We start from the raw sequence: 12683 nt of genomic DNA, 5'->3' as shown, positions 1-12683 counted from the left end.
AAAAACAAAAAAAGGGCTAATAGCCCTTTTTTGTATTGGCCTTAGCCAATTTATTAATTCACTGTACGCATGGACAGCTAATTAACCGTAAATAAACTTGGCAATAAACAATGCCGCCACCACTAAAATACCTGGGTTTAAATCTTTAAAACGTCCTGTCATCAATTTGATCGCAGCATAAGAAATAAACCCAAGACCAATTGCATTGGCTATAGAGAAGGTTAACGGCATTAATAAACACGTCACAACAACGGGAGCTGCTTCAGTAATATCTTCCCAATCAACATTGACTAGACCAGACATCATTAGGATTGCGACATAAAACAAGGTACCTGTTGTGGCATATGCTGGCACCATACCGGCTAATGGCGACACAAATAACGCCGCTAAAAACAGTAATCCAACTACAACGGCAGTTAAACCTGTGCGACCACCTGCACTCACCCCTGCGATACTTTCAATATAGCTCGTGGTAGTTGATGTACCTAATGCAGCACCAGTAATAGTGGCGACACTGTCTGCGGTTAAGGCACGTTTTACTCGAGGTAAACGGCCTTTTTCATCAAGCAGTCCGCCACGTTGAGCAACAGCAACTAAGGTACCTGATGTGTCAAATAAATCGACAAATAAGAAAGCAAAAACCACCGATAACATGCTCACCTCTAATACACTAGACAAGTCCATCTTCATAAATGTCGGCGCGATAGACGGCGGCATAGAAATTAAACCTTGGTATTGCACATCACCAAAAATCATTCCTAAAACTGTCACTATTAGAATGCTAAAAATAACGGCAGCCTTTAGACCACGATGAACCATGGCAATAATTAAGAAAAAACCTAATGCGGCCATCAAGGCTGGAAATGAGGTGATATCGCCCATAGTCACCAATGTAGCAGGGCTTGCCACTACAATACCGGCATTTTTTAAGCCTATTAAGGCTAAAAATAATCCAATACCAGCAGCAATACCAAAACGTAACGACATTGGAATACTATTAACTATCCACTCACGTATTTTGACTAAGGATAAAATTAAGAAGCACACACCTGACATAAAGACCGCGCCAAGTGCCGTTTCCCAGCTATACCCCATTTCGCCAACTACGGTGTAAGTAAAAAAGGCATTCAGCCCCATACCCGGAGCCAATGCTATCGGGTAATTAGCTAATAATCCCATAACTAAACAACCTATGGCAGCCGCTAAACATGTGGCAACAAATACCGCACCATGATCCATCCCAGCATCAGCAAGCATCATAGGGTTAACAAAAATGATGTAAGCCATCGTTAAAAAAGTAGTCAGACCGGCCATAGCCTCTTGCTTAAGACTCGTGTTGTTCTGTTTAAGTTTAAATAGTTTTTCTAACATGGAACGGGGTTCCTTGGGCAAAGGTTAACGTTGGATTAATAGTCAAATTACGACAAATGAGGATACGGTAAGCCTTGTGCTATTGACCATACTCACAGAGTCGACATCTTTACAGAGGGCTTACTTTAATTGCGGGGAATTATAAATACTTACGACCTTGATAGCTATCAATAGCCTTTTTGTTGAAAGATTTCAGTTTTTTATATAGCGCACTAACCAATTAGCTTGAGTCTAACTAAAGCGAGCTAAATTCAAGACAAAAAAAAGCCTACTCAATAGAGTAGGCAGACATGTTACAAGCATCCCATATGGGGAAAGGAAAGCTAGCATCACTTAACGTGATGTGGCGATAAATTAATTAATTTACCACCTTGTCTAAAACCGTCAAACGAGACGAACAAAAGGTTGATGGATAATAAAACTACGTAAAGAGGGTCAATTCTTAACGTTTCATGGCGAATATACCGCCACGTAAAACTGTTACGTCGGCAAACCAAGTGTTCTGCCAATAAAATTTGCTGTTACCTGTATAAGACATAGTCGTGCTCCTGATTAAAGTAAAGTTGTATAAACCTAGTAAAGCTTGGCTCGGTTCCCTGGAACGTACATTTCTCAAATCCATTGAGACAACTTGTCACTCAGATCCTTGGAGGTTATATCCATCCTGGATTAACTAGAGTCGACAAACACATTGCTTGCCGACGAAATGAATTATACAAAACTGTAATTTAATTACAAGTATTATTTGCTTTAATTCACAAAAACTTCATTAAAAGTGATTTAATTACAACGTTTTCGTATTAAAACTATGTATAACTATTGTTATCAACATGTAACCTAAAAATCAAGCCCTGCAAAAACAACCACTTAACAACGAAAAAACCTCTAATTTGAAAACTGTAATAAAGCAACCAAAGGGCTTGCGGTTGGCTTTCCATACAGAGGATCGCCCTCAACAGCACTGCCTGCAATATCGATATGAGTAAATGCCAGTTCTGTTTCTGTTAATCCAGAGGCTTTTATCAAGAAAGCGGCAGGATATTGATGCCCACGAGCCGTAATGGAAGACGGACCATTATTCGATGACACCACATCTGCAGCGCCGTTTTTATCGGCAATTTTATCAAAGTCTTCCGGACGTAATCGTGAAACCTCGAATGGCTCCCCCCATAACTGACCCACTTCAGCAAGTGTTGCTGCAACCCCTTGCTTTTTAGCAGCGCTATTCTCAACTAATGCAGGATAACCACCATAGGCTCGTACAACATGGCCGGTTAACGTCGCCACCGAAAATAATTGTGGATTCACCGCTGTTTGAGCCTGTAAACGCAAATGTGATAATAAGTCAGCCAACACTAAGCGACCTTCTGCATCAGTATTACCAATGCGAACTCGCACACCTGCGTGGCTAGTAATGATTTCATCGGTGACAAATGCATCACTGCCAATACTGTTTCTTACTAATCCGAGTTCAGCAATGACTTTAATACCTTTAGGTTTCAGTATTGATAGTGCTTTCATTAGACCGGCAACTGCTGCCGCGCCACCTTTATCACGGCTCATTCCAGCCATAGATCCTGCAACTTTAATATCAGCGCCACCTGTGTCGTAAACCACACCTTTGCCAGCAAAGAATAAGGTTTTTGTAATAGGGCCTTCACCAACATATTCAAGCTTTACCACTCGTGGATGATGACGTGCAACATCAAAAGAGCTTCTACCCACTGCGCTGAGTAATGGGTATTGCGCTTTTAACTGCTCGACTTGATCAACCACAGATACAGCCAAACCGCTATCAGCAAAAGCATCAACACAATATTGTGCAAAACCAATAGCGGACATACGCTCAGGTTCTGTACCACAAAGATCGCGCGCCAATACTCGTCCAGATTCTGCCGCATTAAGTAATAAACTATGGGTGGCAGTATTCAATAATCCAATCGCGGTTAAACTCGGTTGTAAAGACTTTGATTCTCGCGCCTCTAACGGTTGCCAAAGCTCTTGTCCACACGCCAGTGCGGCAACTTGTTCTGCATTAGCAAAGCGATTGTCAGTTACACTTGGAACAACGAGTAAAGGTTTAGTGGCACCTGCGGCTTTAGCAATGGCAATACCTTCTCGAGCGGCTTTGGCAAAAATCCTGACATCGCTATACTCATTGTCGCTATCTGTCACTGGGGAGATAATCAAACGACCACCGGCTAACCCTGGCGCAAAAAGCAACGTGGCACTTTTACCGACACGGAAATCTATTTGACTAGCGTGTGCAGCAAGCAAACTCACTTCATCTTGTTTGATCTCAGCTAAACTCGTCGCTATCACGACAACAGCGTCCCAACCTTCGCCTTCAAAAATAGCCTCATCAGTTGTGACATCAATAATTGGCACTTGGAACGCAGTAAGCGCTTTATTCACTTGGGTCATATAAGATCCTTACTCTTTAGGGATATAGATAAATTAGTGGGTTCATAATTATTTACAGATTTGTGGACTAAACCTTGGCAAATCGGTATCGCAATATCAAGTAACTGCGCAGAATATGTTAAAATAGTCGCAGTTATATTTTGTGTCGTATATCGACTTGATTTCATCTTAGAGGGCGTTTCGTGACTGCATTAACTCAATTATATCCTCAGCCTCTATGGCAATGGTTTGAACAAATTTGCGCTATTCCACATCCATCAAAGCATGAACATGCGTTATCACAACATATTCAACAATGGGCAAAAGCTCAAGGCCTTGCGGTTGTTGAAGACAAAGTGGGTAATTTAATCATCCGTAAGCCTGCTACTGCAGGAATGGAAAACTGCAAAATAGTGGTGTTACAAGCGCACATTGATATGGTGCCGCAAAAAAATGCCGACAAAGTACATAATTTTGAAACCGATCCGATTGAAGCCTATGTTGACGGTGATTGGGTTAAAGCTAGAGGAACAACCTTAGGTTCTGATAACGGTATTGGTATGTCTTCGGCGTTGGCCATTTTAGGCAGTAAAGACATTAAGCACGGGCCACTCGAAGTACTGCTCACCATTGATGAAGAAGCCGGCATGACTGGCGCTTTTGGTTTAGAAGCCGGTTACCTTGATGCTGAAATTTTAATTAATACTGATTCAGAGCAAGAAGGTGAAATCTACATGGGTTGCGCCGGCGGTGTTGATGCACAAATAAGTGTACCAATGTCTTGGCAAGCACCAGAACAAAGCAACGCCAGCTTTTCACTGACTATGTCGGGTTTAAAAGGCGGCCATTCTGGTGTCAATATTCATCTTGGTCGTGGTAACGCTAACAAGTTATTAGCGCGATTTTTATTTAAATACAGTGACGAATTAGCCTTAGAGCTAGTCAGCTTTAGTGGTGGTTCGCTGCGTAATGCGATTCCGCGTGAAGCTAACGTTCAATTGATGTTGCCAGCTGAAAATGTTGAAGCATTAAAACAAGCTATTGAGTCATTTCAAGCGTTAGTGCGTGAAGAGTTAGCCGTAGCTGATCCTGCCATGTTACTCACGTTAGCCGCAATTGATGCACCAACAAAAGTGATGGACGAAGAAGCGCAAAATACCTTAATCGACTTATTACATGCTAGCCCTAACGGTGTTATCCGCATGAGCGATGAAGTAGAAGGCGTCACTGAAACATCATTAAATATCGGCGTGATCAGCACTGAAGATGAAAGCGTAGAAATATTATGCCTTATTCGTTCATTAATCGATTCGGGACGTGAAGAAGTCACTGGTATGCTAACCGCACTATCAAATCTATCGGGTGGTAGCATTGATTTAAGCGGTGCTTATCCAGGTTGGAAACCAGACACTAGCTCACCTGTTATGGAAATTGTGCGTGACACCTATAACGATATTTATAAAAAAGATCCTACCGTGATGGTTATTCATGCAGGTCTTGAATGTGGTTTATTTAAAGAACCTTATCCGCACATGGATATGGTATCGATTGGTCCGACGATTCGTTATCCGCACAGCCCAGATGAAATGGTCAACATCACCACGGTTGGTCAATATTGGGAATTACTGCTTGCTGTATTAGAGCGTATCCCAGCTAAAGAGGCGTAATCAGTCAAGTGATTGTGGCTATGGTTATAATTGGCTGATAAGCCATATAAGAAAGGCGACAGCAATGTCGCCTTTTTTCTCTCTATGGTTTCCGTTATAAAATGGGCGCCTAAAATTGTAAATCGAGTTGAGTAATTTGATCGACACTACTCTCGGAAGAAGCCAACGTCACATCCGCTAGGCCAACGCTCACACCGACTAATCGAATCCCTCGCCCTTGGCTTCGTTGTAATGCTTGCAGCAATAACTCATGAAACAGGTTAATCGAAATCTCATCACTGCGATGCTCGATGGTGGTCTGCTTAAAATCATTAAATTTCAGTTTCACAACCTGCTTATGGATCTGTCGGTCTTTTGCACTGCGACGAACCCGAGTACTCAGCTCTTGAATCAGTTGCGGTAATACCTGATGACATTGCTCTAACGTAAAAATGTCTTTGGCTAATGTCGTTTCAACCCCGACAGACTTACGCACTCGATGCGGGCTAATTTGTCTTGAATCGATCCCTTGAGCACGCTCAGCCAACACATGGCCAAACTTACCAAAGGCCTCAATTAATTGCACTTTAGGGTATTGCTGCACATCATAACAAGTGGTTAAGCCAATATCGGCTAACTTTTTTGAAGTGACTTTACCAACTCCAGGAATTTTACTCAGCGGTAGGTCTTTTACAAAATCAGCAATTTGATTTGGAGTGATAACATATTGTCCATTCGGCTTATTTAAATCGGATGCAATTTTGGCTAAAAACTTAATGGGTGCTATACCAGCTGAAGCAGTTAATCCGGTAACCTCAAAAATCTCATCTCGTATCGTCTTGGCAATTAATGTCGCACTGCCTTGGTGAGCATCGCAATCAGTCACATCAAGATACGCTTCGTCCAAAGACAAAGGCTCAACAAGATCAGTGTATCGATGAAAAATCTCACGTATTTGCAGTGACACCGATTTATACACTTCCATCCGCCCTGGTACTAAAATCAATTGCGGACACAACTGCAACGCATGATAACTGGACATAGCGCTACGCACCCCAAATTTGCGGGCCTCATAGCTGCAGGTACTTATCACACCTCGGCGGTCACTTCTGCCGCCAACAGCAATGGGTTTTCCTCTCAACTCAGGAAAATCGCGCATTTCTACCGCGGCAAAATAACAATCCATATCGATGTGAATGATTTTACGCATTCTATAACCATCATCATTATCTTAATTGAAACAATGATACTGTATATAAAAACAGTATTCAATCATTGCTTATTATTAATATAATGAATAAATGTGACTCAAGATATTTTTAAATGTCAAAAGCTAGCTTCAAGCCATCCTAAAACGCAATAAAATATTATTCTGAAAAAAGCTAAATCATCTAGCAAATTATTCAATTTATAAATTGATTGTAGACAACATTCTTATGACTTCAATTCGATTTATTGAGTCATTCTTTCTTTTCAAAAACAGTACAAAATCATAAGCATTTAACCGTAATTGACTATCTAGCAGTTGAGGGGCACTGCCTTTGCTCAGTAAGTATTCAACTAATTTTTTATCATTGAGTAAGATTGCGGCATGAAGAGGCGGTAGTCCATCAATCTTACTTTTAGTATTAACGGAGGCACCATTGTCGATAAATTTATCTAAATAAACATATCTTTTTTTCTGATTAGAAATGCCAAATAAAAATGCTATGCCACCTACAGACTGAAGATCATCTAAGTCTTGTTTCGTTAATCTAAAATTAAACAAATAAAATTCACAGAACGAATTTGGTATGTAATGCGTATTATCTTCGACACTGCATAATACAACATCTTCAACACGGCTATTTTCAAGAGAATAAATAGCACCTAATGAATACATAATAATAATAGTAAAAGCGCATCCAATTAGTAACTTAAGTTTCATTTTAACTCCATATAACTTTGTTATTTAGGTTAAAAGCTAAAACACTAAAATGTCGACTGTTTGTTTTTGCTATTCCATTTAAATACAACACTAAAACACGAACGAAGCTGTATGATAGTTGTTCTCTCACTCTGTCATAGATTTTTATTTGCATTAAGTCTTTAGCTGTTGCATGACTAAACCAATGTTTTGCAGCGCTGCGCCCAAATTTTATTATGACTTTTTTAGCACCATCTTGAAGATTCATTGTTGATCGAAATAAAGAGTCGATAAATCCCATCGCATAAGATGCATCGACAACCTCAACTAACAAGCCTTGAGCAAACTCACGAACTTCATCAGTAATATCTAACTCATCAATAATCGAATGTTGACTCGAAAATATGAATTTTAAAATAATTATAGTTTCATCATTATCAAATATGAGTTCACTACTTTTGAAGTTTTTAAGGTGTACATCTCTATTCATTTCCATATAGTTTAAAATACGTCCTATTAAAAACTAAATATATCAATTTAATTAGAAAAAACCATTATCACTTTTAATGTATATCTTCCAGAGTAGGGGGAAGTCACCGAACGTTTTTTACACAAAAATAGTTTACTTAATGAGTTGTTATAGCCCATAAAATCTTCATGGCTTGGACTATTTTTTGTTTGCAGGTTAAACGAATAGTTCAAAAAGCAAGCACTAATGCGGTTAACCTGTCTTCCAGAGCCTCCACATGAGTGTTGAAATGACACAAAAAAGCCCAAACGCAGTTGGGCTTTATTAACATGTAACGTATCAATTAAGACATTACATTTTGGTCTGTAAATAGTTTTGTAAACCTACACGCTCAATAAGACCTAATTGTTTTTCTAACCAGTACATGTGGTCAGATTCAGTGTCATCTAATAATACTTCTAAAATTTCACGGCTTTGGTAATCCGCTTTTTCTTCACATAGCGCGATAACTTTACGCAAATGATCTGCTACATGATATTCGTATGCAAGGTCATTTCTCAGCATTTCTTGCACATCTTTACCAATATTCAACGCTTCACGGCTGCCAACATCTGGAGTGCCTTCTAAAAACAAAATGCGTTGAACTAGTTTAGCGGCATGCAACTTCTCGTCGTCTGACTCATGCAGAATACGGGTATACAGTTCATTGAATCCCCAATCTTCATACATATGAGCATGGACAAAATATTGATCCATGGCTGACAATTCGCCAGTTAATAAACTATTTAAAGCGTCGATGACTTCTGGATGGCCTTTCATGATAATTTCCTATTAGTCGTTAATTTGTGATTGAAGATAATTTTGAATACCCGTTTGATTGATAAGCTCTTGCTGCGACTCAATCCAATCTAGATGCTCTTCTTCGTCTTCGAGTAAATCTTCAAATAAATCGCGGCTAACATAATCTTGCTGAGTTTCACATACCTTAATGGCTTCACGCAAAATGGCAATTTGTTCAGTAATCGCAGCTAGATCACAGCTAAGCATTTCTTCAGCATGCTCACCAATGCGCAATTTATCTAACTGTTGTAGGTTAGGTAAACCTTCAAGAAACAATACACGTTCAATCAGCTTGTCAGCATGCTTCATGTCTTCAATCGATTTTTTATACTCTTTCTCATTAAGCTTTTCCAATCCCCAATGCTTAAACATGCGAGCATGTAAAAAATATTGGTTAATGGCGGTCAGCTCACAGGTGAGTACTCGATTGAGTTGGCTGATGACTTTAGGATGACCTTTCATAGTAATGTCCCTCGATAAATAATGTGATCTCGATCAATTACAAATAGGATAAAACACTATAGGAGAAAAAGCAAATTTTCCTTTATTTTCACACACTTACAATTGATAACTATTATCATTATAACTAAGCTTTGTAACTCGTTAGCAATACACGAACATAAAAAAAGCCTTCTAAATGAAGGCTCTTTACAAAGCATTGGTCTATTAACCTTCGCTTTAGGCAATTAACGATGCTAAATAATTCGATTTTGATTGAGCAACTCATTGCGAGCTTGCTCTTTTTCCATACGGCGTTTGCGTTTATCACATGGATCGTCACAGTCACATGCTTTCTCAATACCTAAAACACCTAAACCACCACAACTGCCTTCTACCGCTTTCTTTTTTACTATATAGCCGATAGACATTAACAAAAAGAACAATAATAACACTACAAACGCTGCTATAAATGTGCTCATTACAAACTCCAATTACTCATTCAGATTAGGGTACGACTAGTTGAATTAATCAGTCGTTTCATCAACTAGTTAAAAAATAAAGAAGCTACTTAACATACGATTTAAACGCATCGCTGTAATAGACCTGATAACCCTGTTCTTGCTTCTCAATTAACATTATTGCTAAATTTTTCTCTTTAGCAAGTGCCAATGAAGCCTCAGTTCCTAACACCATCATCGCGGTGGCATATCCATCTGCGGTCATACAACTAGAGTGTAACACGGTTGCAGAGGCAAGTTGATGCTTAATAGGATAACCGTTACGAGGATCAATTAAATGTGAAAAACGTTCGCCATTCTCTTGATAAAAGTTACGGTAATCACCTGATGTTGCTAATGACATTGTCCCAGGCTCAATCACTTGCTGAACGGCTTGGCCTTCTGTAGTAGGTTGCTCTACAGCCACTCGCCATGGGGTATTGTCATCCTTAGTACCTTTAACATTAAGCTCACCACCTATTTCAACTAAGTATCCAGATACATGATATTTGTCTAATATCGCGGCAATCTTATCAACGCCAAAACCTTTTGCTATAGAAGATAAGTCAACATACAGGTCTGCATTATGCTTAGTTAATGTTAAGCCTTTTATCGACAATTCTTTGATGCCCATCTTAGCTTTAGCGTTATCGATTTGAGCTTGAGTCGGGATGGTTGTCGGTCGTTTATCGGGACCAAAGCCCCACAAATTAACCACTGGTCCTAATGTGATATCTAATGCCCCATCAGTCTCCTGATAAAGACGCATACCTTCTTCGATAACCTTAATGGTATCAGCGGATACTTTAACGCTTTGTTGAACTTGTAATTGATTGAACTTAGACAGTTCCGAGTCTGAACGGTAAGTCGACATTTGATCGTTTACGACTTCTAATGCCATGTCAATTTCAGCTTGTAGTAGCTGCGCTTCAGGTAAGCGGTCACTGTTGACCACTTTAATATGATAAGTGGTACCCATGGTACTACCAGATAATGAAATAATAGGCTCTGGTGAACTGCAGGCGCTCACCAATAACAACAACGCTGGCAATAGCAATAACTTGATTGAATTTACAGTCATGTCAAATTTACACTTGTATTAAATAAACAAAAAAATTGCAGCGTGCAAGACTAGTGTTTAACCACCCTGTCTGCACTGCTGCAATTTCATGACTTACATGTCAATGTGATGAGTTAACTCATTAACCACCGAAATCATCTAATAAGATATTTTCGTCTTCAACACCTAAATCTTTTAGCATACCAATAACGGCGGCGTTCATCATTGGAGGTCCACACATGTAGAACTCACAATCTTCTGGCGCATCATGGTCACGTAAGTAATTTTCATACAATACGTTATGAATGAAACCAGTATAACCAGTCCAGTTATCTTCAGCTTGTGGGTCCGATAACGCGACATGCCATTTGAAGTTTTCATTTTCAGCCGCTAAGCCGTCAAAATCTTCAACATAGAACATTTCACGTTGTGAACGCGCACCGTACCAGAAGCTCATCTTACGCTTAGATTTAAGACGCTTTAATTGGTCAAAAATGTGTGAGCGCATTGGGGCCATACCAGCACCACCACCAATGAATACCATTTCTGCATCGGTGTCTTTAGCAAAAAACTCACCAAATGGACCAGAAATAGTCACTTTATCACCGGCTTTTAAGCTCCAAATGTACGAAGACATTTTACCGCAAGGTAGGGTTAAATTACGTGGCGGTGGCGTAGCAATACGCACGTTCAACATAATAATCCCGAACTCTTCTGGGTAGTTAGCCATTGAGTAGGCACGAATGGTTTCTTCGTCTACTTTTGACTCTAACTTGAAGAAGCCGAAGTGTTCCCAGTCGCCACGGTATTTATCAGGCACTTCAAACTCAGCATATTTAACATGATGAGCAGGAGCTTCAATCTGAATATAACCACCGGCACGGAAAGGCACAGATTCGCCATCAGGAATTTGTAGCTTAAGTTCTTTAATGAACGTCGCTTTGTTATCGTTAGAGATAACTTCACATTCCCATTTCTTGATGCCGAAAATCTCTTCATCAAGTTCGATTTCCATGTCAGTTTTCACATTTACCTGACAAGATAAACGACACCCCTGACGTGCTTCACCTTTGCTAATGTGGTCAAGTTCAGTAGGTAGAATATCACCACCACCAGACTTAATCTGTACACGACACTGACCACATGAGCCACCGCCACCACACGCACTTGATACGAAGATGCCGTTGTCTGCTAAAACGCCAAGTAACTTGCCGCCAGCACCTGTTTTAATTGCTTTATCTGCGTCGCCGTTAATACCAATAATGATATCACCGCTTGCCACCAATTTTGATTTAGCGAATAAAATCACTAATACCAAAACCAAGACAATCACAGTAAACATACTCACACCTAGATAGACATCTATCGGAGTAGATTCAAGAATACCCATTCACTTATCCTTAAAGGTTCAAATTAATGCGTCTTCTCAATGTCTCTTAAAGAGAAACACCTGAGAATGACATGAAACCTAGAGCCATAAGACCTGCTGAAACGAAGGTAATACCTAAGCCACGTAAGCCATTTGGCACGTCAGAATATTTCATCTTTTCGCGGATACCGGCTAGCAATACAATTGCTAACGCCCAACCAATGCCAGAGCCAATACCAAATACTACGCTCTCGCCTAAGTTGTAATCACGCTCAACCATGAAAGATACTGCACCGAAAATTGCACAGTTCACGGTAATCAAAGGTAAGAAAATACCTAACGCGTTGTACAAAGGCGGAAAATACTTGTCTAAAGCCATTTCCAAAATTTGTACAAGTGCTGCAATCACACCGATAAAGGTGATGAACTTCAAGAAGCTCAAATCAGCATCAGGGAAACCAGCCCAAGCTAATGCGCCTGGAGCCAATAAACCTTGATAAATAATTTGGTTAGCAGGAACCGAAATAGCCAGTACCACGATAACTGCAACACCAAGGCCCATCGCAGTAGTGACTTTCTTCGAAACCGCTAAGAAAGTACACATACCTAAGAAGAACGCGAGTGCCATGTTTTCAATGAAAACTGAACGAATTAATAAACTAATATAATGTTCCATTGCGT

At 40.0% G+C, this 12683-nt stretch carries 12 protein-coding genes; 1 reads left to right on the top strand and 11 read right to left on the bottom strand.

What is annotated here, in order from left to right; all coding sequences use genetic code 11:
- Positions 1 to 81: 81 nt before the first annotated feature.
- Positions 82 to 1371, bottom strand: a complete 1290-nt coding sequence (locus tag SFRI_RS04960; protein ID WP_011636439.1) for an NCS2 family permease — start codon at positions 1369 to 1371, stop codon at positions 82 to 84.
- An 885-nt stretch (positions 1372 to 2256) separates the two neighbouring features.
- A complete protein-coding gene (locus SFRI_RS04950) occupies positions 2257 to 3795 on the bottom strand; it encodes a M17 family metallopeptidase (RefSeq protein ID WP_011636437.1) in 1539 nt (512 codons plus the stop codon).
- A gap of 182 nt (positions 3796 to 3977) precedes the next feature.
- On the opposite strand from SFRI_RS04950, the gene SFRI_RS04945 reads away from it, so the two are divergent.
- Entirely contained in the window at positions 3978 to 5441 is a 1464-nt protein-coding gene (locus tag SFRI_RS04945; protein ID WP_011636436.1) for an aminoacyl-histidine dipeptidase, read from the top strand.
- Positions 5442 to 5550: 109 nt separating this feature from the next.
- Here the strand turns inward: SFRI_RS04945 and dinB are convergent, their stop codons facing one another.
- From dinB to nqrE, 9 genes are all read right to left on the bottom strand, one after another.
- Positions 5551 to 6630 (bottom strand): DNA polymerase IV, encoded by a 1080-nt coding sequence (gene dinB, locus SFRI_RS04940; protein WP_011636435.1) that lies wholly within the window; start codon positions 6628 to 6630, stop codon positions 5551 to 5553.
- 198 nt (positions 6631 to 6828) lie between these two features.
- The gene (locus SFRI_RS04935) at positions 6829 to 7347 is read right to left on the bottom strand and encodes an ankyrin repeat domain-containing protein (protein WP_011636434.1); all 519 of its coding nucleotides are present in this window, start codon (positions 7345 to 7347) and stop codon (positions 6829 to 6831) included.
- Position 7348: 1 nt separating this feature from the next.
- Entirely contained in the window at positions 7349 to 7822 is a 474-nt protein-coding gene (locus tag SFRI_RS04930) for a hypothetical protein (protein ID WP_011636433.1), read from the bottom strand.
- A gap of 324 nt (positions 7823 to 8146) precedes the next feature.
- A complete protein-coding gene (bfr, locus tag SFRI_RS04925) occupies positions 8147 to 8614 on the bottom strand; it encodes a bacterioferritin (protein WP_011636432.1) in 468 nt (155 codons plus the stop codon).
- A gap of 12 nt (positions 8615 to 8626) precedes the next feature.
- Entirely contained in the window at positions 8627 to 9097 is a 471-nt protein-coding gene (bfr, locus tag SFRI_RS04920) for a bacterioferritin (RefSeq protein WP_011636431.1), read from the bottom strand.
- A 233-nt stretch (positions 9098 to 9330) separates the two neighbouring features.
- Positions 9331 to 9555, bottom strand: coding sequence for a (Na+)-NQR maturation NqrM (gene nqrM, locus SFRI_RS04915; protein WP_011636430.1), 225 nt, complete (start codon positions 9553 to 9555; stop codon positions 9331 to 9333).
- An 85-nt stretch (positions 9556 to 9640) separates the two neighbouring features.
- Entirely contained in the window at positions 9641 to 10654 is a 1014-nt protein-coding gene (locus tag SFRI_RS04910) for an FAD:protein FMN transferase (RefSeq protein ID WP_011636429.1), read from the bottom strand.
- Between the two features lie 121 nt (positions 10655 to 10775).
- Complete coding sequence (gene nqrF, locus SFRI_RS04905) at positions 10776 to 12023, bottom strand: NADH:ubiquinone reductase (Na(+)-transporting) subunit F (RefSeq protein ID WP_011636428.1); 1248 nt, start codon at positions 12021 to 12023, stop codon at positions 10776 to 10778.
- A 46-nt stretch (positions 12024 to 12069) separates the two neighbouring features.
- Complete coding sequence (nqrE, locus tag SFRI_RS04900; protein ID WP_011636427.1) at positions 12070 to 12678, bottom strand: NADH:ubiquinone reductase (Na(+)-transporting) subunit E; 609 nt, start codon at positions 12676 to 12678, stop codon at positions 12070 to 12072.
- Positions 12679 to 12683 lie beyond the last annotated feature (5 nt).

Origin of the sequence: Shewanella frigidimarina NCIMB 400, assembly GCF_000014705.1 — a bacterium.
GTDB lineage: Bacteria > Pseudomonadota > Gammaproteobacteria > Enterobacterales > Shewanellaceae > Shewanella > Shewanella frigidimarina.
This window is presented reverse-complemented; position numbering and strand designations above follow the sequence as displayed.

Coding starts and splice junctions, on each gene's coding strand:
- SFRI_RS04960 (WP_011636439.1), bottom strand. CDS start 1,371: ATGTTAGAAAAACTATTTAAACTTAAACAGAACAACACGAGTCTTAAG.
- SFRI_RS04950 (WP_011636437.1), bottom strand. CDS start 3,795: ATGACCCAAGTGAATAAAGCGCTTACTGCGTTCCAAGTGCCAATTATT.
- dinB (WP_011636435.1), bottom strand. CDS start 6,630: ATGCGTAAAATCATTCACATCGATATGGATTGTTATTTTGCCGCGGTA.
- SFRI_RS04935 (WP_011636434.1), bottom strand. CDS start 7,347: ATGAAACTTAAGTTACTAATTGGATGCGCTTTTACTATTATTATTATG.
- SFRI_RS04930 (WP_011636433.1), bottom strand. CDS start 7,822: ATGGAAATGAATAGAGATGTACACCTTAAAAACTTCAAAAGTAGTGAA.
- bfr (WP_011636432.1), bottom strand. CDS start 8,614: ATGAAAGGCCATCCAGAAGTCATCGACGCTTTAAATAGTTTATTAACT.
- bfr (WP_011636431.1), bottom strand. CDS start 9,097: ATGAAAGGTCATCCTAAAGTCATCAGCCAACTCAATCGAGTACTCACC.
- nqrM (WP_011636430.1), bottom strand. CDS start 9,555: ATGAGCACATTTATAGCAGCGTTTGTAGTGTTATTATTGTTCTTTTTG.
- SFRI_RS04910 (WP_011636429.1), bottom strand. CDS start 10,654: ATGACTGTAAATTCAATCAAGTTATTGCTATTGCCAGCGTTGTTGTTA.
- nqrF (WP_011636428.1), bottom strand. CDS start 12,023: ATGGGTATTCTTGAATCTACTCCGATAGATGTCTATCTAGGTGTGAGT.
- nqrE (WP_011636427.1), bottom strand. CDS start 12,678: ATGGAACATTATATTAGTTTATTAATTCGTTCAGTTTTCATTGAAAAC.